Origin of the sequence: Marinomonas phaeophyticola (assembly GCF_026966905.1) — a bacterium.
Classification (GTDB): Bacteria; Pseudomonadota; Gammaproteobacteria; order Pseudomonadales; family Marinomonadaceae; genus Marinomonas; species Marinomonas phaeophyticola.
This window is the reverse complement of record NZ_JAPUBN010000020.1, coordinates 1-26,690: the sequence shown is the minus strand read 5'-3', so window position 1 is coordinate 26,690 and position 26,690 is coordinate 1. Positions and strand designations below refer to the sequence as shown.

Here is a 26,690-nt window from a genome sequence, read left to right as displayed (position 1 = left end):
CCTAAATTCCCTGATAGTAGAAAACAATATGTCACTTAAAAAAGCGCCCAAACACATTCAGCTCGCTGTAGATTTAATTGATCTTTTAGAAACGAATCAAATTGAGGCCCATATAGCCGTTCAAGCACTGGAAATCGTTCTTAATGATTTTAAGAAGAAGCAAGTAACCGAGCAAGAGGCTGGCAACGCGAATAAGCAAACATAAAAAAACCACCCTTAACTATAAAAGAGTGGTTTTTCGTGTCTTAATAATGTCAATCCATTAACTAATAAGATTATTTCTTAGTCGTAGCAAAAGGGTTGTCTGAAGACTTGAATTCAAACGAAATCGGCGTCCCCATGATATGCAATACTTGACGAAATTTATTCTCTAAAAACTTTTTATAACTTCCAGGTAATGAGCCTGTTTGGTTTCCATGCACAACAATCCTTGGAGGATTTGAACCACCTTGGTGTGCATAACGAAGTTTAATACGGCGACCTTTAACCATAGGGGGCTGATGTTCTGCAACCGCATCTTCAAGAATACGAGTTAAACGGTTTGTAGACCATTTTGCATAACAAGACTCATAAGTGTCTTCGATGGTGTCATACAGGTCACCAACCGCCGTACCATGCAGCGCAGAGATATAATGCACTTTCGCATAAGGGATAAAGCCTAAACGGCGCTCAACCTCTTTCTTAATATGTTCACGATCATCTTTTGTCATGCCATCCCATTTATTAATAGCGATAACAACCCCACGACCTGCATCCAAGACATAACCAATCATGTGCAAATCTTGTTCTACTAAGTCTTCTTGTGCATCAATAACCACGATAACAACATTAGCATCTTGAATGGCTTTTAGGGTTTTTACGATAGAAAATTTTTCTACCGCTTCTTTTATGTGCTTACGACGACGAACCCCTGCAGTATCAATCAAGGTATATTCTTTATCGTAGCGAGTATAAGGAATATAGACACTGTCTCGTGTGGTACCAGGCATATCAAACACAACGACTCGGTCTTCACCAAGCATGCGGTTTACCAAGGTGGACTTACCGACATTCGGACGGCCAACGACACCTATACGGATACCTTTTGACTCAATATCAATTTGATCTCGCGCTTCTTGTATGCGTTCAGCAAATGGTAACAATACTTTATCAACAAGAACATGCACCCCTTTACCATGAGAAGCGGCAATAGGATGTAGATCGCCAAGCCCCATAGAATAAAAGTCAGCTAACGCTATATCTTCATTTATACCGTCGGTTTTATTTACTACTAAATAAATAGGTTTATTTGAACGACGCAAATGATCCGCAATCATCTCATCTGCTGGGTTTAGACCATGACGACCATCCACTAAAAACAATACGGCATCGGCTTCTTCGATAGCCAACAATGACTGACGCGCCATTTTTTCATCGATACCAACTTCATCACCACTGATACCACCAGTATCAATCACGATAAATTCATGTTCACCCACTTTGCCATCGCCGTATTTACGGTCACGGGTTAAGCCTGGGTAATCTGCTACTAGGGCATCACGAGAGCGAGTCATCTGATTAAACAGAGTAGACTTGCCAACATTGGGTCTACCAACCAATGCAATAACTGGGATCATTCTTTTACCTATAAAATATAAAAAGTGGCCACTGCTTCATTTGTAACGCAGTCGCCACTTAAAAATACCGTTCTATTACCTACTTTTTAGTAAGTAAGTGCGGTTACTTGTTCATTACGTGTAAGTATAAACAATTGCTGTCCATCCGACACCATTCGACTGCCTGGTGGTAAATTTAGATCAGCAAGTTTTACTGCATCAATCTTACCACTCTTGCTGTTTAACAAATGTACATATCCAGCTCTATCTATAACAGCAACATGTTCACGTAAAAACGCAGGAGAACCTAAGTCTCTGTCTTTTAGCGACTCTTGGATCCATAACTCTGAGCCATTTTGTGCATTTAGAGCAACCACTCGGCTGTCTAGATCTACAACGATAAGTACATTATCTTGTATTGCGACACTTAATGCACTAGGAATACTACGTTGCCACAATAATCGGCCATTAGATAAATTAACGGCCGTCACTGTACCATTATAGGCCGTAGCGTACACAATACCATTTACAATAACTAAACGGCCATCAACATCACTCAAACGTTCTATTTCATAACGTCCTGTAGGCTTACCAACTTCGTATTCCCACTGTTGTTCACCATTTAACAAGCCAAATGCTTTAATTTTACCACTAGAAAAACCAGCTACGACCTTTCCATCGGCGATCAATGGAGAGCTTGTACCTCTAACAGTTAATGCAGGCAAGTCCTCTTTAATACGCCAAAGGGTATCGCCAGCATTTGCATTTAATAAGCTTAGCCAACCGTCTGCGGTTTGAACGGCTAGTTTATTCGCCACTTGAGCCGGTTCAGATAGAATTTCAGATGTTAATAGCTTTTTCCATAACACTTTTTTATCCGTCAGAGACACCGCTACTAACTCTGCTTCATAAGTGCCTAAGTAGACAGTTTCCCCATTTAGAGCCACTCCAGTACTTACATCAAGGTCTGTATCAAAAGACTCTATACGCTTACCCGTCTCTTTACTTAACTTATAAACAACCCCAGTTTTAGTCGTAAAGTAAAGGAATTCATCTTGTGGAACGATAGTAAAACGTTCACTCGACTCCCCAAAACCACCATTAACTCCTTTGCGCCAATCAGTTCGTAAGTCTACTTTATTTCGAATAGACTCTGGCTCAGGTAATGGTGGGCGAGTTAATGCGCACCCTTGCAAAAATACAGAAAAGATGGTCATACTAAAGATGAGTTTTTTAAACGTCATTAGCTCTTCACCAAATCCTGCAATTTAATATTAAGTAGAGGGTGAGAACTCCCACTTTCCAAGGCATTATTAGCCGCTTCATAGGCTACTCTTGCTTCTTCTTTCTTACCAGAAGCCAATAGAATATCGCCCTTCAACTCTTGCTTTTGTACAGTAAACTCTTCATAAGTAACTTTTTCAACTTGAGTTAGAGCCGCATCATAATCTTGTTTCTCAAGAAGTAAACGAGCAATACGTAAATTGGCAATAGCATTTAAAGACACATCTTCTGTTTTTTCTTGAGCTTGTTTTAACGAGGATATAGCGTTATCAAACTCACCTTTTTCCGCTTCAATACGTGCAACATAAAGTTGCCCAAAAGCAGCATAGCCAGTATCAGAGTAATCATCTGACAATTGATTAGCGATAAAAGTAACGGTTTTTTGATTGCTTTCAGCACTTAAGTCCGCCGCCGCTTCCATCATATTTTGATATAAAGCAGACGCTTCAGATATATGATTTTCTTGACTCTGAAACCAAGCTTGCGAACCAAAATAACCAGCAACACCGATAGAAACAGCAAGAACTAATGAAGTTCCATTCTTTTTCCACCACTCTTTAAACGCTTCTATTTGTTCTTCTTCTGTTTTTAACTCTGACACAGTTGGCCCCTTTATATAAAATAACCCTCATTAGATATGGGTCACTCACTCTATAGATTAATTACTAAATTGTTGAGAAAGATAATTGGCAACAGAATCTAAACTACATTCTATTTGTTCGCCAGTACTCATGTCTTTAATTTGACAAATACCTTTAACAAGTTCGTCTTCCCCTAGAATCAACGTAAAACGGGCGCCTGACTTATCTGACTTTTTCATTTGACTTTTAAAGCTACCACCACCGCAATGGCGTAATACCGCCCACTGATCATTAGTATCTTTTAATTGCTCTGCTAATTTAAACGATGCTAGCTCAGCCGTTTCTCCTACACTGACTAAAAACACATCGATTTTTTCTTTTGCGACTTCAGGTATTAAGTTCAGAACTTCCAATAATAAAACAAGACGCTCAATCCCCATCGCAAAACCAACACCAGGTGTAGATCGTCCTCCTAGCTGTTCAACCAGTCCATCATAACGACCACCGGCACATACTGTTGCCTGAGCGCCTAGATGAGTTGTAACCCATTCAAATACCGTTTTACCATAATAATCCAATCCACGAACCAGACTAGGGTTGATAGTAAAAGGAACGCCGTTATCTATTAGAATGCTTTTTAGGCGTTCAAAATGTAAACGAGACTCTTCGTCGATAAACTCTTCTAAACTCGGTGCATTTTGTAATACCGATTGTGTACCTTCATCTTTAGAATCTAAAATTCTTAAAGGATTAGTTGTTAAACGACGCTGGCTATCAGCATCTAACTTTTCTTTGTATTCAGATAAGTATTCAACTAATGCTAATTTAAAGGACTCACGAGCAGCGGCGACACCAATCGTATTTAACTGTAATTCAACATGCTCTAATAACCCTAGCTTCTTCCATAACCTAGCAGAAAGAATAATCAGTTCAGCATCAATATCGGGAGTAGATATACCAAATGATTCCACCCCTATTTGATGAAATTGACGGTAACGTCCTTTCTGAGGTCTTTCATAACGGAACATAGGACCGGTATACCATAAACGCTGTACTTGGTTATACAGTAAGCCAGCTTGATCTGCAGCACGAACACAACTCGCGGTGCCTTCTGGTCTCAGCGTTAAAGACTCCCCATTACGATCATCAAAAGTGTACATTTCCTTTTCAACAATGTCGGTTGTCTCCCCAACACCTCGTTTAAACAGATCAGTACTTTCTACAATTGGAAAGCGAATTTGTTGATAGCCGTATCCGTGAACTACTTCTGCAACGGTTTTCTCTAGGTACAACCAAATTGAAGACTGACCAGGCAGAATATCATTCATTCCACGAATAGCTTGTACTTTACGACTCAAAACATTATTCCTTATACTTTTAAAATGAGATTCGCTGCTTCAGCTTCTTTTTTAGCTGCTTTTTCACGAATCATTCTTTCTAATTCATCAACTAATTCGGGATTCTTTACTTTTGTATCAGGCTTACCATCTAGGTAAATTAAATTATTTGGCGTGCCACCAGTTAACCCCAAATCCACTTCTTTTGCTTCTCCAGGACCATTTACAACACAACCAATTACCGCAACATCCATTGGAATAGTAATATCTTCTAACCGTTCTTCCAATTGGTTCATTGTCTTAATAACATCAAAGTTTTGACGAGAGCAACTTGGACAAGCAATAAAGTTAATACCTCTACTACGTAGCTTTAGACTACGCAGCATATCCCAACCGACCTTCACTTCTTGCACAGGGTCAGCGGCTAAAGATACTCGTAACGTATCTCCAATACCATCCATCAATAAAAGTCCAAGACCAATGGATGACTTAACCGTTCCTGAGCGTAAACCACCCGCCTCAGTAATACCTAAATGAAGAGGATTATCTATTTGAGAGGCTATTTTTCGATACGCTTCCACCGTCATAAAAATATCAGAAGCTTTTAGGCTTATTTTAAACTCTTGAAAATCAAATGCATCAAAATAGTCAATTTGTCTAAATGCGGATTCGACTAAGGCATCAGGTGTTGGCTCACCATATTTTTTCTGTAAATCCTTTTCAAGAGAGCCGGCATTAATACCAATGCGAATAGGTATGTTCTTATCACGAGCACTATCCACAACAGCTCGAACACGGTCTTTGTTCCCGATATTACCAGGATTGATACGTAAGCAATCAACACCGTACTCAGCTACTTTAAGGGCAATTTTATAGTCGAAATGAATATCTGCAACCAGAGGTGTGCTAATTTGCTTACGGATATGTTTAAACGCTTCCGCCGCATCCATTGAAGGAATAGAAACCCGGACAATGTCAGCGCCAGCGTTAGCAATGGCCCTAATTTGAGCTACGGTAGCATCAACATCACATGTTTCAGTATTTGTCATGCTTTGTATACTAATAGGCGCATCACCACCAACAGCGACGTTGCCAACCATTATTTGACGAGACTTACGACGTTTAATAGGCGATTCAAAATGCATGCTGTTTCCTATTTGAGCTCAAAGCGAGCCAAATCCTTACGAATAAATGAAGTAAAATCAAATGACTTACCTTTGAAAAGAAGTTCACTCACACCGGGAGCGTAACCCAATACAACACGATAAGACGATGAGCCAGACAAGGTAAGAGTCGATCCACCTTTTTTAATTCCAGAAAATAAAATTTTGCCCGATTGGTTACGAACTTCAGTCCAACAATCTTGTTTAAAGTTAACAACCACATCATCTCTATATGTCACGTCTGTTGTAGGCGATTGTTCCTGAGCAAGTGTGTCTATTTTTGCTTGTTCGGAGTTCTTCGTTATGGACTGAGTCTCTAAAGCGACCGCATCAACGCTCACTCCAGCCTCTTTTAAAAGGGCTTTTGTTTCTGCAGAAAGTCCAGTAACAATATCCGTATCGCTTGCACTTTCTTCGACACTATCACTCGATTTGATCGTTAACTTTTCTGTAATTAATTCCTTTTGTAACTCACTATCTGAAACACTCTCTGTATCAGAAACAGAGGCTGAAGGTGAGAGAATATCCTCATCGACAATGTCATTTTCTATTGTTACGTTTTCCTCTGCCATCGTCATCTCAAGAGCGTCTTCGGCTTCCATTGTTGGCCACCAAAAAACTAAGAACACAAGCACTGAAATTAAAACAACGGATATGAATAAAACAATAGGATCCGTTAAATGAGCTTGTTTTTTAACTTTATCAATAGGCTCTAGAACGGTTTTTTTACTATTCTGGAGAGTGTCAAAATGAGATAACAAATACACTTCATCCAATCCAAGGGCACGGATGTAGTTTTTTAGATAGCCTCGAGCAAACACAGGACTTCGAAACACATCAAAATGATTGTTTTCTAAGGCTTGTATTTGATTTAGAGGAATTTTTAATTGATCGGATATCTGCCCTTGCGTTAAATTTAAATGTAAGCGTCTAATTAGCAGCTCATTACCGATATCAATACCTGCGCCATCACCGTCAGTCAGGGCGTCAGAAGAAAAATTAGTATTCATTATGTTTTGTACCTTGGTACTATGCAGGCAGAAGGCGAATGTAAGAAAGATGAAGTAAGGTCAGTTTCACTGGCGTTAATATGCCGCGACAGACATTCATATTCCTTTTTATACTCGCTAATCTGAGCATAATTGGTGTTAGCCTGGATAATTTTGTTTATTTGGCTCGCCTTAAATTTATTACCTTGTATTAAAACAAGATTGAGCTCTGTCAGCAAACCTATATAGGGTAAATTTCCTAATTCTTTTGCTTGATCTATCAGTATGCTCGCCTTTTTTACATCATCTTTACTTATTAGGCAACGAGAGTAATTTATTAATCCGCTTTGCGAGCGGTTGCGACTTATTTTAAGTGTTTTTTCAAATAGCTCACACGCTTTTGCATAGTCTCCTAAGCGAACTAAAAGCACACCATAATTATTCAATAAAAAAACATCTTGAGGAAATTTTTTAATACTTTTTTTATGGTATTCCTCAGCGTCTTCTAACCGATTAGCTTTCAATAAATATAGTGATCTCAACCGATAAAATTCAGCTGTCTGTTTTTCTGAAGCATCGATTTTATCAAGAAAAGCCGCCGCCTTTTCGATTCTATTTTTTAAAATATATTCCTGGGCTAAAGACAGCACAGCCCTATCTTTTTTTGCAGCTCTTCTACAGGCTGTACGGAGCACGCAAACAAAAAAACACACCCAGCTATCCATAGCGTCTTCTTTATATAAGATTTCATCAGACATCCTTGTCTCTATTTTAAAACGGTTTTCAGATACTCGAATAAATTTAAGAATTTACTTCTCTAAGCTCAATGTATTTTTGGCTACGGCGCGTTTTATCATGAAAATCTCCGACTAATTGACCGCACGCGGCATCAATATCTTCACCTCGAGTCGTCCTAACGGTAACCGTGTAGCCATCATCGGCCAATATTTTTTGAAATCGGCGAGTTTGATTGTTAGACGGTTTTTCATAACCAGAATTTGGAAACGGATTAAATGGAATTAAATTGATTTTGCACTCTAAATTTTTCAGTAATTCAGCGAGCTCATAAGCTTGTTCTTCCTGATCGTTTACCCCGGCCATCATAGTATACTCAATAGTAATATGACGTTTATCCGGTAGGCTGTCTAAGTAATGCTGGCAAGCCTCGAGCAATTCCGATATTGGGTATTTCTTATTAATTGGCACCAAGACATCTCGTAAAGCGTTATTTGGGGCATGTAAAGAAACCGCCAAAGAAACATCTGTTCTTTTCGCTAACTCATACATTTTAGGCACCACACCGGATGTACTCAATGTCACTCGGCGTTTTGATAAACCATAGGCGTTATCATCCATCATCAATGTCATCGCATCCACAACAGGCTCGAAGTTCATCAAAGGCTCACCCATCCCCATCATAACAACATTCGTCACACGTCGAGGCCCATTCGGCTCCATTGGTCCAAACGATTTTATCGCAATCCACACCTGTCCAATAATTTCAGCCGGTGTTAGGTTACGATTAAAACCTTGCTTGCCCGTTGAACAAAAACTGCAATCCAAGGAACAACCAACCTGAGAAGAAACGCACAAAGTCGCTCTATCCCCATCTGGGATCAAAACCGTTTCTACGCAATTATTACCACCACCTTCGGTACGAATAATCCATTTTCGGGTGCCATCTTGAGAAATATTTTGACTGACAATTTCTGGCGCTCTCACCTCCGCAATCTCTTGTAATTTCGCACGCAAAGCTTTACTAACATCCGTCATTTCATCAAAACTCTCAGCACCTTTTTGATGAATCCATTTCAATACTTGTGTCGCCCGAAACTTTTTCTCACCAATAGATTCAAAAAATTCCACTAACTTTCTAGGTGGTAAACCAAGTAGGTTTACCTTATTTGTATCTGTCATAATCAATTCATCGCATGTTCAAAATTACATTAAGTGTAAACGAAAAAAGCTTCTGAAAAGAAATATCTTTTCAGAAGCTTCTAATAAGAAATGAGCATCAGCCCATTTCTTATATGTAGAACTAAAGAAGATTAGCTCAAATCAATTACTTACCGAAGAAATAAGCAATTTCACGAGTTGCAGATTCAACAGAATCAGAACCATGAACCGCATTCGCATCAATAGATGCCGCATAATCTGCACGTAAAGTACCCGCCGCCGCTTCAGCAGGGTTAGTCGCACCCATCAATTCACGGTGACGCAATACAGCACCTTCACCCTCAAGAACAGAAACAACAACAGGACCAGAAGTCATGAATGCAACTAGATCTTTGTAGAAAGGACGTTCTTTATGCTCAGCATAAAAACCACCAGCTAGTTCATCATCTAGTTGAACCATTTTAGCTTCAACAATTTTAAGACCAGAACGCTCAAAACGAGAGTAGATTTCACCGATAACATTTTTAGCAACTGCATCTGGTTTGATGATAGAAAGAGTACGTTCCAACGCCATGTTAAACTCCAAAATAATATATAAAGTAAGCCGCTTTAATGGCTCTTTAACAAAAAAGTCATTAATAAGCCGCTTAGACCAAAAAAAGTTAAGCGCGTGGATTATACGCACCTATTTATTAAAGTTGTATGCTTTTCAGGAGATTCTTTATAGAAAATGTCAAACTTACTGTACATTTTCTTTATTCATTCATTTTTATAGAATCATCCTGCCTATTCTTATCTATTGGCGTAGCGCTGAGACCGCATTAACAATCACTTCTGCCGCACGATCAATATCCTCTTCCGTAGTAAATCGACCTATAGATACCCTCAATGAACCGTGTGCTAACTCATCTGATAAGCCAATTGCTCTTAAAACATAAGAAGGCTCTAAACTCGCCGAAGTACAAGCAGAGCCAGAAGAAACCGCTATATCCGCCAGTGACATCAACAATAATTCCCCCTCCACACCGGCAAACCCTACATTCAAAACCCCAGCAACGCTCTGAGTGGGGTGCCCATTCAGATGAACATCGGGTAATGTTTGTATTTTTTCCCAAAGCCGATGCCGTAACACAGAGATCTTGGCAATATCAGAATCCATTTCTTCTTTAGCAATCGCAAACGACTCCCCCATACCAACAATCTGATGGGTTGCTAAGGTCCCTGAACGCATACCTCGTTCATGACCACCACCATGTATTTGAGCTGCAACTTTCACCTTTGGGGTTCGACGAACATACAAGGCACCGATCCCTTTTGGGCCATACGTTTTATGAGCCGTTAAAGACATTAAATCAACTTGCATGGCTTTCACATCAATAGCCAACTTTCCCGTTGACTGTGCTGCATCCACATGAAAAAAAGTGCCATTAGCCCGCGTCAAGGCACCTATTTTATCAATATCGGTTACAACGCCAATTTCATTATTAGCATGCATTAAGGATACTAAAATCGTATCCTCTCTTAATACGGCTTGCACCGCTTCGACAGAAATCACACCTTGAGAATCCGGTTTTAAATAAGTCACTTCAAAGCCTTCTTTTTCAAGCTGCTTACAAGGGTCTAAAACCGCTTTATGCTCAATTTGAGAAGTAATAATATGCTTCCCTTGCTTAGAATAGGAATGGGCAACCCCTTTCAACGCCAAGTTATTTGCTTCCGTCGCGCCAGACGTCCAAACAATTTCTCTCGCATCAGCCCCAATCAAATCAGCCACCTGCTGACGGGCCTCTTCCACCGCTTCTTCTGCTCGCCAACCAAACGCATGGGAACGAGATGCAGGGTTCGCAAAGTTACCGTCCAGAGTCAAACAGTCAGACATTCTTTTAGCCACACGAGGATCTACCGGCGTAGTTGCAGAGTAATCCAAATATATAGGCATTCCCATTAAGTTTTCTCCGTCAAAATCTATAGATTAGCGTTTTTTGCAATAACTTGTATTTTCGCTACGATGGCTTTCAAACCATTACCACGTGTAGGACTAAGATGGCTTTCTAAATCTAATTCAGCAAAGAAACCATCAATATCAAAGACCACAATCTCTGCAGGCGTTTTCTTGTCAAAAGCCACCATAACTAATGCCAGTAAGCCTTTCACTATAATGGCGTCACTGTCTACTTTAAATAAAAGGGACTCACCCTCTTTATCAAAGTCGATCCAGACATTGCTTTGACAACCTCGAACTAACCTCTCATTTGTCCGTAAACTAGGATCAAAAGGCGTTAGCATTTTCCCAAGATCTATTATGTATTTGTATCTATCTTCCCAATCATCAAAAAACTCTAAATCTTCAATGATCTCTTCTTTCGTTGGTAAAGACATAACACCTCAATATATGAATAGATGCTTCATCCTTATCTAGTTAGAAGCATCAATAAACAAGCAAAAACACGCCCATTAAAAAATAAAAAAGCCTCGATTGAAAACAAGCGAGGCTTAAACATAACCTTCTCTTAACCGTATTTTATAAAATACAATTAGAAAAACAAACCTGCTTCGAGCTGAGCTTCTTCGCTCATCATATCTCGAGACCATGGTGGATCAAAAACCAATTCAACATCAACATCCGCAACATTAGGAACTTTAGTAACACGATACTTTACATCGCTTACTAGGACGGGTCCCATACCACACCCCGGAGCCGTCAATGTCATTTTTACCGACACTTTTTGAGTACCTTGCTCAATACTCACGGCGTAAATCAAGCCAAGGGACACCAAACTGATTGGAATCTCAGGATCGTAAATCGAATCCAACGCTTGCCAAACTTGATCCTCTGAAATCTCACTTGAGCCAGATTGAGTAAAAGTAAGCACTTCAGGTTCTTGACCAATTGCAGCCGCATCCAGCCCATCAATGCGCAGCATATTACCCTGCCAAGTCACAGTATAATTACCACCTAACGCTTGGTTAATGGTAATAAACTGCCCCTCAGGTATAACAGCAGGAATGCCACTAGGCACTCTTCGTGCAGGACATTCAGTTTGGGTAACCACCATTTTTTGCATGCTGTTTTAACTCACACTAAAGCTTTCGCCACAGCCACATTCAGCTACAACGTTAGGGTTATTGAATTTTATAACGTGATTGATACCTTCCTGCACAAGATCTATTTCAGTACCTTTTATTAAGTCCATTGCCTTCATATCAACCGCGACAGTCACATCGCCAAAATGCAATAACTGATCACCGTCTTCGATACTCTCTACCATATCAAGTACATAGGCAAACCCCGTACAACCACTCACTTTAGTACTCACTCTAATGAGTTTATCTGCTTGAGAAGCAAGCTTCTTTGCAAAATACTGCTCTGCGGCCTGAGTTAAGGTAACAGGTTGAGCTAAATCAACCGATGGATCAAATGTCGTTGCAGACATATTTCTCTCCTAAGCCAACATGGCTTTTACTTTACATAACGCATCAAAAAACACATCAATTTCATCTAAGGTATTATAAATAGCAAAGGATGCTCTTGCTGTACCTGGCACGCTAAAACGATTCATTAAAGGTTGAGCACAATGATCACCAGTACGAATAGCGATTCCTTGTTTGTCTAATAAGAAGCCGACATCAGCAGGATGCCCTGCATCTAAAACAAAGCTTAAAACCCCCACTTTATTACTGGCGTCACCAATAATGGTTAACCCTTCAAATTCTTTTGCTCTTTTCGTCGCATAATCTATTAGCGCCTTTTCATGCTTTTGTAGCGATGCTAAATCAAATGACGAAAACCAACGAATGGCTTCCCCGAAAGCAATCGCATCGCCTACATTAGGCGTTCCAGCTTCTAACCGAAAGGGCAAGGTATTCCAAGTTGCATCGGTGAAACTCACCGTTGAAATCATTTCGCCACCCGTTTGCCAGACAGGCCACTCCGCAAGTACGGGTTCTTTACCCCATAAAATCCCAACTCCCATAGGGGCGTAGACCTTATGGCCAGAAAACACATAGAAATCACAGCCAATTTCCTGAACATCAACATCACCATGCGCAATGCCTTGAGCTCCATCAATAAGAACCAGTGCGTCTACTTCTTTCGCTATTTGAGTTAATTCCACAATCGGGTTAACCGTTCCTAACGCGTTAGAGACATGAGGAAAAGCAACCAACTTTGTTTTAGGGCTAACTAATTTTGTATACTCAACAACATCAAGCTCACCCAAATCATTAACAGGAACAATCTTTAACTTTGCACCGTTTTTCGCACAAGCTTGTTGCCAAGTCACTAAATTCGCATGATGTTCCATCGACGTCACAACCACTTCATCGCCAGTTTGTAGCAATTGGGACAAACCATTAGCGACAATGTTAATAGACTCGGTCGTACCGCTCGTCCAGATAACAGAATTACGAGAAGGAGCGTTAATAAATTGAGCAATGATATCTCTTGCTCCTTCAAACCGACGTGTCGCCTCATCGGCAAGCTTATGAGCGCCACGATGTACATTAGAGTTGCATGTAGAATAATAATCCACTAACGCATCAATAACACACTGAGGCTTATGAGTCGTAGCTGCATTATCAAGGTATACCAAAGGCTTCCCATTTACCGTTCTAGTTAAAATAGGAAACTCTTTACGAACAGCTAGAACATCAAAACTCATATTTTTCTCACTAAATCTAAATTGACAACTGTGAATCACTCAATAATTTATCGAGTAACTTCCATTTCAGCAAAACGGTTACGTATTTGAGGACGAATCCACTCTGCCAACACTTGATTTGGCATTTGATCAATCAACTCATTAATAAAACCAAAGTTCAACATTACTTGAGCCTTACTGCGTGAAATTCCGCGTGACTCAAGATAATACAAAGCGTGCTTATCAATCTCTGCTACCGTCGCACCATGGGCACAACGCACATCATCAGCATAAATTTCCAACTCAGGCTTAGTATTTATCTCCGCCTTATCGGATAACAATAAGTTGCGGTTATTCAACTCCGCCAAAGTCTTCTGTGCATGCCTATGAATATGAATTCGGCCATTGAAAACCGCTTTTGCCCGATCGGCAACTATGCCTCGAACATTTTCTAAGGTTGTACAATTTGGTACGGCATGCTCCACCGTCGCATGCAAATCAAATAACTCTTTACCATCCAATAGATAAAATGCATTCAATTTTGCAGTAGCAAACTCACCATCGTAGATAATATCAGTATCAACACGACTTAAATCACTACCAAAGCCTACAAGAGTACTGTTCAGGTCCGCGCGCTCACCCAATTTAAAGTGGCAGCCGCCTAGGCTAATAGCTTTGTCTGTTTGCAGTGCAAAACGATAATGTTCAAGCTTTGCTTCAGCACAGATATCGTATTCTACAAACCCCGTATTTAAGCTCTCAACATTACCCTGATAATGCTCAGAAACGGTTAAACTAGCGCCTTTATTTAACTTTACAAACACTCGCGTATGCGATTCAGAATTAAGCCCTATCAATGACGTAATGCGAATCGCCTGAGATATAGAGACCCCTTCCGCCACTTCTATACGCACAACATGTTGCGCAAGCACATCATTAATTAAGCCAAATAAATGTCGTCCAGGCTTAATCTGGGAAAACTCATCTAAGCTGGCTTGTTTCATTTCCTCTGAGGCCGTAGGTAAATAGCTAATCATTAAACCAGCAGGCAGAGGTTGAGTTAATGAATCAAGATCAAACTCACCATTTCTAAATACAAGATTGAAACTTTCAAAGCCATCAATTTGCTCCGGTGTATCTTGATTTACTGACGGTGAAGGCGAAAGCGTTGCTCTCTCAAGAGATTTTAGCGAAGTATATCTCCAGGCCTCCGTTTTACGTGTTGGCCAAGGAGTATCTTTCAATGCAGCAAGAGAAACAGACCTAATGGGGGATAACCAATCGCTGGTCGAGTTAGCACGAGCGATGGCATTTTCTAGCCATACACTCATAGCAAATCACCTTCCAATTCATCTTTAGGTTCGTTGTGTATCCAAGCATAACCCTCTGCTTCAAGCTCTTTAGCAAGAGATGCATCACCGCTTTTTACAATTTTGCCATCAGACAAAACATGAACAAAATCCGGTTTAATGTAATCTAAAAGGCGCTGATAGTGGGTGACGATAATAAAGCTACGATCAGGAGATCGTTGGCTATTGACACCGTTAGCTACCACTTGCATCGCATCGATATCCAAACCAGAATCCGTTTCATCCAGAATACAAAGTTTTGGTTTCAACAAAATCATTTGCATCAATTCGTTACGTTTTTTCTCACCGCCGGAGAAGCCTTCATTAACACCACGTTTCAAGAAAGCGAGAGGCAAATCAACTTGCTTACAGGCTTCTTTGGCTAACTTAAGGAACTCAGCTGAGGTATAAGCCACTTCACCACGCGCTTCTCTTTGCGCATCTACAGACGCCTTTAGAAATTCAAGATTACTAACGCCTGGTATTTCAACAGGATATTGAAATGCTAAAAACAAACCCGCACGAGCTCTTTCTTCCGCTTCCATTTCAAGAATTTCTACACCATCTAAGACGGCAGAACCTTTTTCGACTGTATAGCCGTCACGGCCAGACAGTACATAACCTGTTGTACTTTTACCCGCGCCATTCGGTCCCATTATTGCGTGAACTTCGCCTGGCTTAACATCTAGGTTTAGGCCCTTCAAAATGTTTTTTTCTTCAACACTTGCATGTAAATCAGTAATCGTAAGCATGCTTTTCTCTGTCGTTGGTGTGATATTAGACATATTGGGGTTCCTCAACCTACTGAGCCTTCAAGGCTGATTTCAAGTAACTTGCCCGCTTCGACGGCAAATTCCATTGGTAATTCTTTGAATACTTCTTTACAGAAGCCATTTACAATCATTGAAACGGCCTTTTCTGGCTCGATTCCGCGCTGACGACACAAAAACATTTGCTCGTCACTTACTTTAGAGGTTGTCGCTTCGTGCTCAACAATCGCTGATGGGTTGCGGCTTTCCACATAAGGAAAAGTGTGCGCACCACATTGGTCACCTATTAACAAGGAATCGCACTGAGTAAAGTTACGTGCCCCTTGAGCGCCAGGATTCATTCGAACCAAGCCTCGATAGCTATTATTACTCCGTCCAGCTGAGATCCCTTTCGAGATGATAGTCGACTTGGTATTTTTACCAATATGAATCATTTTCGTTCCGGTATCCGCTTGTTGAGCACTTCGAGTTAGTGCAACCGAGTAAAACTCACCAACACTATTATCACCTTTCAAAATACAGCTTGGGTACTTCCAAGTAACAGCAGAGCCAGTTTCTACTTGCGTCCAAGAAATTTTTGCGCTCTCATGGCAGATCCCGCGTTTTGTTACAAAGTTGTAAATACCACCTTTGCCATTTTCATCGCCTGGGTACCAGTTTTGTACAGTAGAATATTTGATTTCTGCATTGTCCATGGCAACCAGTTCAACAACCGCCGCATGCAACTGATTTTCATCTCGTTGAGGTGCCGTACAGCCTTCAAGGTAACTAACATGGCTGCCCTCATCTGCAACAATGAGCGTTCTTTCAAATTGACCAGTATTCTGCTCGTTTATACGAAAATATGTAGACAACTCCATTGGGCAACGCGTACCTTTAGGAATATAAACAAATGAGCCATCAGTAAACACAGCACAATTTAAAGCGGCAAAATAGTTATCCTTTGTAGGCACAACGGTACCAAGGTATTTTTTAACCAAATCAGGAAAGCGATGAACCGCTTCAGATATTGGACAGAAAATAACGCCAGCTTCTTCCAACTTCTCTCTAAATGTTGTTACAACTGAGACAGAATCAAACACCGCATCAACGGCAATACCCGCAAGCATTTGTTGCTCTATTAGAGGAATACCTAGCTTTTCATAAGTACGAATCAATTCAGGATCCACTTCATCAAGCGATTTAGGCTTATCCTTCATACTTTTTGGTGCTGAATAATAAGAAATAGATTGAAAGTCTATTTTCGAATACTTTATATGCGCCCAATCAGGCTCTTCCATTTCTAACCAAACGCGAAACGCTTTTAAGCGCCACTCAAGCATCCATTCCGGTTCATTTTTCATAGCTGAAATACGACGAATGATGTCTTCGTTTAACCCAGGTTCAAACGTTTCTGATTCAATATCAGACACAAAACCGGCTTCATATTCCCGTTCAAGCGCTTTGTCAATTTGTTCAGTCATAACATAAAACTCACTTTTTTAAATAGAACAAAAAGGTGTGTTGCCTATTTCATTGCTACTTTTATAAATTCTAATTAATTATTGATGCATCAATTTTGTCTTTTAAGGACTCTTTCGAGTTTTTATACTGCTCATGGTTTTGACGCTCTGCGACAATGCGCACATCTTGCCTCAATACCAATTGCTCTAAACTTATTTGACTTAAGAAATCATGAATTTGATCACTCAGGTCGCACCATAAATGATGCGTCAAGCAGGTAGCACCCGATTGGCAATCACTACGGCCTCTACAACCTGTTGCATCTACTGATTCATTGACAGCATCAACGATTTGAGCAACAAAAATATCTTGATTAGGACGGCTTAATTGATAGCCGCCTCCAGGCCCTCTAACACTCGTCACTAAACTTTGCTTACGCAATTTAGCAAACAATTGCTCTAAATAAGAAAGAGAAATGCCTTGTCGCTGTGAAATATCAGATAAAGAGACTGGACCACTATTGGTATGCAATGCAAGATCTAGCATGGCTGTTACCGCATATCGGCCTTTTGTTGTCAGGCGCATAGTTCATCCGCTAAGCAATTTAATGGTCGCCTATTCAATCAAAACCTACTATTTTAGTCAAGTATATAACCTACTAAAATACTGTGGTATGTACTCAATCATCTAGATGATATTTTCCCATGTATTTTACGAGTTAGAAAACGAAAACAAAACCCCTTCTTAAGAGGAAAGCGATACCGACTCACAATTAAAATTTCATCTAAATTAAGGCCAATAAAAATTCATCACCTATACTTATATTTCTTAGTGATCGTTTTTCAATAAACAACCTACCTTTTACTAAATTAGAAAACACTTTAAAGACATAAGAGAGGGGTATCCAACCATGGTAGATAAAAAAACGAGCGCAAAGCCAGTAGAGGAATCATTAGATATTAAGTCTAAAAAAAGTGTCTTTAAGCGTTTCAAAAAACTATTCTTAATGTTGGCTTTTTTACTTACTATTATAATTTCTGTTGCGGCGTCCGTGAGTACAACTCTATTCTTGATAAAAGGCAGCAGTACCACTCAAACGAAAGAACTTGAATCTCAAGAAAAAATAGCGACGCTTGAAGCAAGAATAACCCAGCAAGATGCCATACTGCAGCAAGTTGCAGGCAATACTGCAGAGCTTAAAACCTACCTAAGACACAGCAGTGCAAACTCCCTGAAAAATATTATGTTAAATCAAGAGAAAAACATTCAATCCTTTTTAGTCGTTCTTAAAGCCAGTATGAGAGATTTGTCCGTCATAGTAGGCCGTGCCGATGACTGGCAACGAGATTATGATAATCAACTTAATATTGCCATTCAACAAAGCCAAAAAAGGGAGCAACTTCTAGTCTTGCTAAAGACAGGAGAACCTACTAAGTAAAAAGTTACGGCATTTCACAACCTAATGAGTTGGAAATACCGTAACTCTAGCCTTTTGAATAGAAGAAAGAATCAAATCTCCAGTGCAAGCGTTGTCCCTTGATGTATCGCTCTTTTTGCATCTAACTCTTTTGCTATGTCCGCACCACCGATCAAGTGATAAGGCTTAGTTAACTCATCAATCAAGGTCGTATTGGCGTTTTGTCCTGCACAAACAACCACGTTATCCACCTTTAATACGGTTTCCTCGCCATTTATTAATAAATGCAATCCATCATCATCAATTTTTTGATATTCACAACCAGAATGCATTTTCACCCCCTTTTTTAATAAATTCGCTCGATGAATCCAACCCGTCGTTTTACCTAATTTCCCACCTACTTTAGATGTTTTGCGCTGCAATAAAAAGATCTCTCTCTTTGGTATTTCACTTCTCTCTACCGAAGTAACACCACCACGGGACGCTAAAGTCATATCCACCCCCCAATCCGACATAAAGCTGGCAATGGTTTGACTCGTTGATGACCCTCGATGCAATAACACTTCACTGATATCAAAACCTATACCACCTGCACCAATTACAGCGACTTTGTTACCTACGTTAGCGCCTTGCATAACCTCTAAATAACTCATTACTTTCTTATGATCGATTCCATCAATGTCCGGAGTATTAGGCAAAATCCCAGTTGCGAGAACGACCTCATCAAAATCACTCTGATTTAGCGTTTCCACCGTCACCTTCGTATTCAATGACAAATGCACACCAGTCAACTCAATTTGTCGAGAATAGTAACGTAAGGTTTCATAGAACTCTTCTTTTCCAGGGATACGTTTTGCAATATTAAACTGCCCCCCAATCTCAGTAGCGGCATCAAATAAAGTAACATCATGACCGCGCTTTGCTGCATTTGTTGCAAAAGCCAATCCTGCAGGCCCAGCCCCAATCACCGCCAGCTTTTTCTTAACTACAGCAGGAATACTCACCATTTTTGTTTCGTGACATGCCCGAGGATTCACTAGGCAACTGGTTAATTTATTCGCAAAAACATGATCTAAGCAAGCTTGATTACAACCAATACAAGTATTAATTTCATCCGCCCTCAGTTCTTCGGCCTTAATAACAAATTCAGGATCGGCTAAGAAAGGTCTAGCCATTGACACCATATCCGCATCACCTCTCGCCAGCACAGCTTCAGCCACTTCAGGCATATTAATTCGATTCGATGTAATCAAAGGTACAGTCAATTCTTTACGCATTCTCGCCGTAACCCAGGTAAAAGCCGCTCTAGGAACACTGGTCGCAATAGTTGGTATACGCGCTTCATGCCAGCCGATTCCCGTATTTATTATAGAGACACCGGCGGCTTCTATCTCTTTACCTAAAGCAATAATTTCCTCAAAAGAGCTTCCATCTTCAACTAGGTCTAACATGGAAAGACGATATATAATGATAAAGTTATTACCTACCACCTCACGGACACGACGCACCACTTCCACAGGAAAACGCATTCGATTTTCATACGTACCTCCCCATGAATCTTGGCGTTGATTGGTGCGTTCCACAATAAATTGATTCAGTAAATAGCCTTCTGACCCCATTATCTCAACACCATCATACCCAGCTTCTTGAGCTAGTTTGGCGCTATTCTCAAAGGCAAGTAGTTGTTTTTCTATATTCTCAGTTGTTAATTCGGTTGGTTCAAATGGATTAATCGGCGCTTTAATGGGAGAAGGGGCAACGGCTTTAGGGTTATAAGCATAGCGTCCGGCGTGCAATATTTGCATACAGATTTTACCACCTTCTGCATGTACAGCCTGAGTAATTTGCTGATGATTTTCGACATCTTTCAAAGAAGACATTTGTGCGGCAGACGCATGTACCCCTCCTTCAGAATTTGGTCCAATACCACCGGTAACAATTAACCCTACTCCACCACGAGCCCTTTCAGCATAAAAAGCGGCCATTCGTTCAAAGCCATTTTTCATTTCCTCCAACCCCAAATGCATAGACCCCATTAACACACGGTTTTTTAGCTGCGTAAAACCAAGATCCAAAGGTTCAAAAAGATGAGGGTACTGGGAATGGGTCATAGGAATAATCTCTTTTTTATTTTATTAGGCGACTTAAACACAAAAAAACAAGTCTTGACACCGTCAAGATTAATATTGAATTTTGACGGCGTCAAGATCAATTGATATATTTAGCAAATGAAAAATACCAAATCGACTTACCATCATGGCGATCTCAAACAATCGCTTGTCCTTACCGCCACTAAAATTTTAAAAGAAGATGGTGTTGATGGACTGTCAATGCGAAAACTAGCAGATCAGGTTGGCGTATCGAGAACAGCACCCTATCATCACTTTAAAGACAAAACGGCACTACTCTGCAACATTGCGGAACAAGGCTTCCTGCTACAAAGCAAAAACCTTTCAACCTACATTATAAATCCCAAAAAGAGTAATTGTCTTACTTTGTTCAAAGAGTATGTTTATTCCTATATTCAGTTTGCTGAAGAACATAGAGAAACTTACGACCTCATGTTTGGCCGTGATATTTGGAAAGCAGAAAACATTACTGACTCATTAAAAAGTGAATCTAAAAATAGCTTTAAACTCTGGGTTCAATGGGTAGAGATATTACAAAAAGAAGAGGTTTTGCCCAAGACAGACCCACCATTAAGGGTAGCTCAAACTACTTGGGCAACATTACACGGTATGTGTCGATTACTGATAGACGGTATTTACCTTGATAATCAAGATCTAGCAATTATGACTCAAAGCGCTATAAACCTACTGACACATAAAAATCAAACAAACGTTTCCTGAGCCAGTAACAAACGCCTTTTACGACTGTCCCTATGACTAATATAGGCTAATGGAGCAATGATAAAGACGGCTCCAATACCCACAAATAGATCAATATTTTCACCAAACAGCAACCATCCAAGAATCATAGCAAAAATCAGTCCAGAGTACTCCGCACTGGCAATTTCGCTAGAAGCAACAAATCGATAAGCTAGCAAACAAGACATACCATACAGAATTGAGCAAATTGATGATATAAGAGCAAAGCCTGCTAAAGACCAATCCCACTCAGCACCTTCAAATAAAGCCAAACCACCAGCAAAAGGTAATGCACATAGATGCGTCAGCAACATTCCATGGAACAAAGACTGACCTTTAGGTAGCTTCCTGATCAATAGACTGCTTACCGCCAATCCTAGAGCAAACAATAATGCACTGGTCATCCCCGTACTGATTACCGTAGGCCTTAAGATAACTAGGATTCCTATAAAACCTAAAATAGCAGCCAAAATGACCATACCAGTAAGCTTTTCTTTATAAAAGACAGCCGCCAATAAGGTTATTAATAAAGGCGCCGTATAAAAAATCGAATTTGCTGTAGCTAAAGGCAATTCCGCTAAAGCAAGTACAAGAAATACAGTCGTAAGCACCCAAATACTGCCACGAATAAAATGAAGCTTTACTCCTTCTAATGGATTAGACAAATTCACCTGACCTAAAAATGGTAAGAGACAAAGCACCATGCAAAGGCATCGCATTAAAGTAAATTGAAAAACGGGGACATCCGCTCCCGCCATTTTAATGAAAGCATCGCAAAGTGTTGCGGCAAAGTTACCAAGTATAAGTAATAAGATTGCACTGCTTGCTGTTTTACCTGACATACGCCCCTCCACACTGTTTGTATCATTATATTGATAGACAGTATAAAGATCGGTTAACATAAAATATAATGATAAAAACACATCTGCCATTAATTATTTCGATACTAAAATAGTATGTCTTTACCGCCATTAAAATCTTTGCCTATCTTTGAAACCGTAGCTCGGTTAAACAGTTTTTCCAAAGCCGCAGAAGAGCTTAATCTCACCCAAAGCGCCGTTTCCCATCAAATTAAACTATTAGAAAACTATTTGGGGGAAAGTCTATTTATTAGGCAAGGAAGAAACTTGAGCATGACTCATGAGGGTAAAGCCTATTTAGACAGCATTAGCACATCACTTGAGCTTATCAGCCGCGCCAGTAATCAAATAAAAGGACAGGAACAAACTCAAATTCGCTTAGCTTTATACAGCTCCTTTGCTATTTCATGGCTGATCCCTAGACTGAATGACTTTAAAAGGCAGTACCCCTTATTAGACGTCTCAATTGAAATGACTCATTTTACACCAGAGCTATCAGATAGGATTGCTGATTGTTTTGTAACAACAGAAGAGCAAAAACGAGGTTTTAGCTTTGAAACCTTATATGAAGAACGCTTATTCCCAGCATGTAGTCCTGCTATGCTTGCTCAAATTCAAATTGACCTAGGAACAAATGACATAAATAAAATAAAAGAGTTATTGATTGCTACACCCTCTTTATTATTAAAATATCCGCTTATCACAACATATAGTATCTACAAGGGTTACGCAATAGAGTGGAAACTTTGGTTTCAAGAACAAGGTGTTGAACTTCCGTCAGAAGTTCGCTTTCAAAAATTCAGTCACTTACTGCTTGCCTATGAAGCAGCCAAATACGATCAAGGTATTACACTAATTAATGACTACATGCTTAAGGAGCAGTCTTCCGAAGGTAATTTAATTACACTCCCGATTCATTCTTTAAAAACTAACGATAAATTTAGTTTTGTCTTTAAAACAAGCCGCCGTAATGAAGCAGGAATAAATCAACTGAAACAATGGATCACACAACAAAGCAGAACACTGGAATGGAAAACTGAAACTGACTAGTTATAAAGTGCATTCAGATAACCCCTTCAATGCTAATTTACGACTAAACTGTGTATTTTTTTTATGTTTAGGAGACCAGCCTAATATAAATCGATGAAAATCGGCCCAGGCGACTGGAAAAAGATGAAACCATTCTTGAGTGACCGCTTCAGCAAAATCAGGTGATTCACCAGTGCTAATGATAGAACGAGATAACTCAGTAAAATACACATCTAAAAGATAATCTAAATGCTCCTGCAATGATTGTTCATCTAAACAACTGCCTAAAAAATACGCTAGATCTTGAACGCCTACTCCCTTTCCAACGTATTGGAAATCGACACCTGACACGCACAAGCCATCATCAGAAAAACAGAAATTAGCCACTTTTGCATCTCCATGCACGAGTGTCTGAAAACGTGCCTGATCTAGTGTATGAGCAATATGTGGAGCGGCCGTCTTAAATACGCCTTCTTGCATACTTTCCCATTCGGGTTGCCGAGTCGATAAATGCCAGTACGTTCCCTTTTCCCATAAACCAGCAGGCCATTCTTTATTAGGACGCTCTCTAATAAAACGAGCATGGAATGCGGCAAGCCAATGCAAGCAAGGCAAACTCTCGGATACACTTAAGCCTGCATGTCTTTTAGAAAAACCAATGGAATCCAAATCCTCCAACAGAATATATACTTCTTTGGTTTTATCTAGATTCAATACACCATAACATTTCGCTATATAACAGCTAGAATCACAAAGTTTTGACCAACTTTCATACCAGTTTTTTTCTACCTGATAGGAATAAATTTTCCGTTGAGTTGCATACTCCGAATCCCACCCCTTAGGATGATAAATATGATCAGGAACCTTTATACGTTTAAGAATCACAGAAGAGACTCCCTCTACTCCTGAAACAGAATATCTCACGATAACACCGCAGCCACTCCAAAGCGCTTGTAAAGTCTCTATATACACAACAGAAGAGGCGGTCAGTTGTCTCTTAATATAAATTTCAGGTGTCATAATATATGGGTCATCAAAAGTATTGAGTATTGTATGAGAATGCAGAATATAGATGTTTTTTGACTGAAACAATATCAATTTAACGAAAGAGAAGCCCTTTAAAAGCCTCTGGCAGAAACACTTACTGGACGGTATGGCTGAATGTGCACAGCAAATAGCTGGAGTAACGGTTTGAAAGGTAGGTCGGCATTGATGCCGACAAAAAGAGGCTCATTAGGATAAGTTGATTGGTAGCTCTTGAAGAACAATACAGGTCGGAGCTTATTACGCACACACATTGTCGGTCTGAAGTTATCACTAATGCCAACCTACAGGAGATGTAAGTCGGGACTCATCCCGACAAAAAGTATCATGTTAGTCGATATAGGTATGCTGTGTGGCATTATTGTTGGCCTAAAGGCCAACCTACAGACGAAAAAAACCCTGACTGCGTGAGCAATCAGGGCTTTCTAAATAAAACTTGACGACGACCTACTCTCACATGGCGAATGCCACACTACCATCGGCGATGACGCTTTTCACTTCTGAGTTCGGGATGGGATCAGGTGGTTCAACGTCTCTATGATCGTCAAGCAAACGGGTTGCGTTCGTTCTGAGTGTCTGTGTTAAGCCGTTAGGCTTAATCCAGCAGGTTCACTCACAACACGCCAATACGTGCTTGAATCTTTAACAATGCTTTTTTTGAAATAGCGATAACCAAGTATCAAACCAGCCACATCATTGCTGATGCTGTCGTAATCTGTGTCTCTATGATCTTTTCATGATGCCGTTTGACCCTTCTCTTTACGAGTTTTCTCAGTCTCTCTTTATCACTCAAAACCACTTTGGTGTTATATGGTCAAGCCTCACGAGCAATTAGTATTGGTTAGCTCAATGCCTCACAGCACTTACACACCCAACCTATCAACGTCGTAGTCTTCAACGGCTCTTTAGGGGACTTATGTCCCAGTGAGATCTCATCTTGAGGGAGGCTTCCCGCTTAGATGCTTTCAGCGGTTATCCCGTCCGAACATAGCTACCCGGCAATGCCACTGGCGTGACAACCGGAACACCAGAGGTTCGTCCACTCCGGTCCTCTCGTACTAGGAGCAGCTCCTCTCAAATCTCAAACGTCCACGGCAGATAGGGACCGAACTGTCTCACGACGTTCTAAACCCAGCTCGCGTACCACTTTAAATGGCGAACAGCCATACCCTTGGGACCGGCTTCAGCCCCAGGATGTGATGAGCCGACATCGAGGTGCCAAACACCGCCGTCGATGTGAACTCTTGGGCGGTATCAGCCTGTTATCCCCGGAGTACCTTTTATCCGTTGAGCGATGGCCCTTCCATACAGAACCACCGGATCACTAAGACCTACTTTCGTACCTGCTCGACGTGTCTGTCTCGCAGTTAAGCGCGCTTTTGCCTTTACACTCTACGCATGATTTCCGACCATGCTGAGCACACCTTCGTGCTCCTCCGTTACTCTTTGGGAGGAGACCGCCCCAGTCAAACTACCCACCACACAGTGTCCTCGATCCCGATAAGGGACCTGAGTTAGAACCTCAAACATACCAGGGTGGTATTTCAAGTTTGGCTCCACTAGAACTGGCGTCCTAGTTTCAAAGCCTCCCACCTATCCTACACAAGTAGGTTCAAAGTTCACTGTGAAGCTATAGTAAAGGTTCACGGGGTCTTTCCGTCTAGCCGCGGATACACAGCATCTTCACTGCGATTTCAATTTCACTGAGTCTCGGGTGGAGACAGTGTGGCCATCGTTACGCCATTCGTGCAGGTCGGAACTTACCCGACAAGGAATTTCGCTACCTTAGGACCGTTATAGTTACGGCCGCCGTTTACTGGGGCTTCGATCAAGAGCTTCGCTTACGCTAACCCCATCAATTAACCTTCCAGCACCGGGCAGGCGTCACACCCTATACGTCCACTTTCGTGTTTGCAGAGTGCTGTGTTTTTAATAAACAGTCGCAGCCACCTGGTATCTTCGACCGATCAATGCTTACGGAGTAAATCCTTCACACTAACCGGCGCACCTTCTCCCGAAGTTACGGTGCCATTTTGCCTAGTTCCTTCACCCGAGTTCTCTCAAGCGCCTTGGTATTCTCTACCTGACCACCTGTGTCGGTTTGGGGTACGGTTCATGTATATCTGAAGCTTAGAAGTTTTTCCTGGAAGCATGGCATCAACTACTTCGTCCAAAAGAGGACTCGTCATCAGTTCTCGGTCTTAAGAGGGCCCGGATTTACCTAAGCTCTCAACCTACCACCTTAAACACGGACAACCATCGCCGTGCTAGCCTAGCCTTCTCCGTCTCTCCATCGCAATATACATAAGTACAGGAATATTAACCTGTTTCCCATCGACTACGCATTTCTGCCTCGCCTTAGGGGCCGACTCACCCTGCCCTGATTAGCATGGGACAGGAAACCTTGGTCTTCCGGCGGGGAAGTT

The 26,690-nt window shown here is 40.8% G+C and carries 25 protein-coding genes and 2 rRNA genes; 4 read left to right on the top strand and 23 right to left on the bottom strand.

Annotated features, from left to right (window positions below):
• Positions 1-28 precede the first annotated feature (28 nt).
• Positions 29-205, top strand: coding sequence for a YbaM family protein (locus tag O1D97_RS16315; RefSeq protein ID WP_269127229.1), 177 nt, complete (start codon positions 29-31; stop codon positions 203-205).
• A gap of 70 nt (positions 206-275) precedes the next feature.
• On the opposite strand, the gene der is transcribed toward O1D97_RS16315, so the two are convergent.
• From der to iscR, 18 genes are all read right to left on the bottom strand, one after another.
• Entirely contained in the window at positions 276-1,616 is a 1,341-nt protein-coding gene (der, locus tag O1D97_RS16310; protein ID WP_269127228.1) for a ribosome biogenesis GTPase Der, read from the bottom strand.
• An 86-nt stretch (positions 1,617-1,702) separates the two neighbouring features.
• Complete coding sequence (bamB, locus tag O1D97_RS16305) at positions 1,703-2,839, bottom strand: outer membrane protein assembly factor BamB (RefSeq protein ID WP_269127227.1); 1,137 nt, start codon at positions 2,837-2,839, stop codon at positions 1,703-1,705.
• Positions 2,839-3,480 (bottom strand): YfgM family protein, encoded by a 642-nt coding sequence (locus O1D97_RS16300; protein ID WP_269127226.1) that lies wholly within the window; start codon positions 3,478-3,480, stop codon positions 2,839-2,841. Before O1D97_RS16300 ends, bamB begins: the two co-directional genes overlap by 1 nt.
• Positions 3,481-3,537: 57 nt before the next feature.
• Entirely contained in the window at positions 3,538-4,818 is a 1,281-nt protein-coding gene (gene hisS, locus O1D97_RS16295) for a histidine--tRNA ligase (RefSeq protein WP_269127225.1), read from the bottom strand.
• 11 nt (positions 4,819-4,829) lie between these two features.
• A complete protein-coding gene (gene ispG, locus O1D97_RS16290) occupies positions 4,830-5,942 on the bottom strand; it encodes a flavodoxin-dependent (E)-4-hydroxy-3-methylbut-2-enyl-diphosphate synthase (protein WP_269127224.1) in 1,113 nt (370 codons plus the stop codon).
• An 8-nt stretch (positions 5,943-5,950) separates the two neighbouring features.
• On the bottom strand, positions 5,951-6,970 hold the full coding sequence (locus tag O1D97_RS16285) for a helix-turn-helix domain-containing protein (RefSeq protein WP_269127223.1): 1,020 nt from the start codon (positions 6,968-6,970) through the stop codon (positions 5,951-5,953).
• The gene (locus O1D97_RS16280) at positions 6,970-7,707 is read right to left on the bottom strand and encodes a tetratricopeptide repeat protein (protein ID WP_269127222.1); all 738 of its coding nucleotides are present in this window, start codon (positions 7,705-7,707) and stop codon (positions 6,970-6,972) included. The genes O1D97_RS16285 and O1D97_RS16280 overlap by 1 nt, the downstream gene beginning before the upstream one ends.
• Positions 7,708-7,750: 43 nt before the next feature.
• Positions 7,751-8,866 (bottom strand): dual-specificity RNA methyltransferase RlmN, encoded by a 1,116-nt coding sequence (rlmN, locus tag O1D97_RS16275; RefSeq protein ID WP_269127221.1) that lies wholly within the window; start codon positions 8,864-8,866, stop codon positions 7,751-7,753.
• A gap of 145 nt (positions 8,867-9,011) precedes the next feature.
• Positions 9,012-9,419: a nucleoside-diphosphate kinase gene (gene ndk / locus O1D97_RS16270; RefSeq protein WP_269127220.1), complete on the bottom strand. Its 408-nt coding sequence runs from the start codon at positions 9,417-9,419 to the stop codon at positions 9,012-9,014.
• Positions 9,420-9,641: 222 nt separating this feature from the next.
• On the bottom strand, positions 9,642-10,790 hold the full coding sequence (locus O1D97_RS16265; protein WP_269127219.1) for an IscS subfamily cysteine desulfurase: 1,149 nt from the start codon (positions 10,788-10,790) through the stop codon (positions 9,642-9,644).
• 20 nt (positions 10,791-10,810) lie between these two features.
• Positions 10,811-11,224, bottom strand: coding sequence for a SufE family protein (locus O1D97_RS16260; protein ID WP_269127218.1), 414 nt, complete (start codon positions 11,222-11,224; stop codon positions 10,811-10,813).
• 155 nt (positions 11,225-11,379) lie between these two features.
• Positions 11,380-11,910, bottom strand: coding sequence for a putative Fe-S cluster assembly protein SufT (gene sufT / locus O1D97_RS16255; RefSeq protein WP_269127217.1), 531 nt, complete (start codon positions 11,908-11,910; stop codon positions 11,380-11,382).
• Between the two features lie 6 nt (positions 11,911-11,916).
• Complete coding sequence (locus O1D97_RS16250) at positions 11,917-12,279, bottom strand: HesB/IscA family protein (protein WP_269127216.1); 363 nt, start codon at positions 12,277-12,279, stop codon at positions 11,917-11,919.
• A gap of 9 nt (positions 12,280-12,288) precedes the next feature.
• On the bottom strand, positions 12,289-13,506 hold the full coding sequence (locus O1D97_RS16245) for an aminotransferase class V-fold PLP-dependent enzyme (RefSeq protein WP_269127215.1): 1,218 nt from the start codon (positions 13,504-13,506) through the stop codon (positions 12,289-12,291).
• 47 nt (positions 13,507-13,553) lie between these two features.
• Positions 13,554-14,816, bottom strand: coding sequence for a Fe-S cluster assembly protein SufD (gene sufD, locus O1D97_RS16240; RefSeq protein ID WP_269127214.1), 1,263 nt, complete (start codon positions 14,814-14,816; stop codon positions 13,554-13,556).
• A complete protein-coding gene (sufC, locus tag O1D97_RS16235) occupies positions 14,813-15,586 on the bottom strand; it encodes a Fe-S cluster assembly ATPase SufC (RefSeq protein WP_269127425.1) in 774 nt (257 codons plus the stop codon). Before sufC ends, sufD begins: the two co-directional genes overlap by 4 nt.
• Positions 15,587-15,630: 44 nt before the next feature.
• Positions 15,631-17,067 (bottom strand): Fe-S cluster assembly protein SufB, encoded by a 1,437-nt coding sequence (sufB, locus tag O1D97_RS16230; RefSeq protein WP_269127213.1) that lies wholly within the window; start codon positions 17,065-17,067, stop codon positions 15,631-15,633.
• Between the two features lie 70 nt (positions 17,068-17,137).
• Entirely contained in the window at positions 17,138-17,632 is a 495-nt protein-coding gene (gene iscR / locus O1D97_RS16225) for a Fe-S cluster assembly transcriptional regulator IscR (protein ID WP_269127212.1), read from the bottom strand.
• A 325-nt stretch (positions 17,633-17,957) separates the two neighbouring features.
• Here iscR and O1D97_RS16220 point away from each other — a divergent pair, with 325 nt between their 5' ends.
• Positions 17,958-18,485, top strand: a complete 528-nt coding sequence (locus O1D97_RS16220) for a hypothetical protein (RefSeq protein WP_269127211.1) — start codon at positions 17,958-17,960, stop codon at positions 18,483-18,485.
• A 71-nt stretch (positions 18,486-18,556) separates the two neighbouring features.
• Here the strand turns inward: O1D97_RS16220 and O1D97_RS16215 are convergent, their stop codons facing one another.
• A complete protein-coding gene (locus O1D97_RS16215; RefSeq protein ID WP_269127210.1) occupies positions 18,557-20,575 on the bottom strand; it encodes an NADPH-dependent 2,4-dienoyl-CoA reductase in 2,019 nt (672 codons plus the stop codon).
• A gap of 117 nt (positions 20,576-20,692) precedes the next feature.
• Between O1D97_RS16215 and O1D97_RS16210 the strand changes: the two genes are divergently transcribed.
• Entirely contained in the window at positions 20,693-21,313 is a 621-nt protein-coding gene (locus tag O1D97_RS16210; RefSeq protein WP_269127209.1) for a TetR/AcrR family transcriptional regulator, read from the top strand.
• On the opposite strand, the gene O1D97_RS16205 is transcribed toward O1D97_RS16210, so the two are convergent.
• The gene (locus O1D97_RS16205; RefSeq protein WP_269127208.1) at positions 21,295-22,173 is read right to left on the bottom strand and encodes a DMT family transporter; all 879 of its coding nucleotides are present in this window, start codon (positions 22,171-22,173) and stop codon (positions 21,295-21,297) included. The two genes, O1D97_RS16210 and O1D97_RS16205, sit on opposite strands and share 19 nt — an antisense overlap.
• A 114-nt stretch (positions 22,174-22,287) precedes the next feature.
• Between O1D97_RS16205 and O1D97_RS16200 the strand changes: the two genes are divergently transcribed.
• Positions 22,288-23,241, top strand: a complete 954-nt coding sequence (locus tag O1D97_RS16200) for a LysR family transcriptional regulator (protein ID WP_269127207.1) — start codon at positions 22,288-22,290, stop codon at positions 23,239-23,241.
• On the opposite strand, the gene O1D97_RS16195 is transcribed toward O1D97_RS16200, so the two are convergent.
• From O1D97_RS16195 to O1D97_RS16185, 3 genes are all read right to left on the bottom strand, one after another.
• Positions 23,242-24,240, bottom strand: coding sequence for an oxidoreductase family protein (locus O1D97_RS16195; RefSeq protein ID WP_269127206.1), 999 nt, complete (start codon positions 24,238-24,240; stop codon positions 23,242-23,244).
• A 458-nt stretch (positions 24,241-24,698) separates the two neighbouring features.
• Positions 24,699-24,813 (bottom strand): 5S ribosomal RNA (gene rrf, locus O1D97_RS16190).
• A gap of 261 nt (positions 24,814-25,074) precedes the next feature.
• A 23S ribosomal RNA gene (locus tag O1D97_RS16185) occupies positions 25,075-26,690 on the bottom strand; the annotation flags it as partial.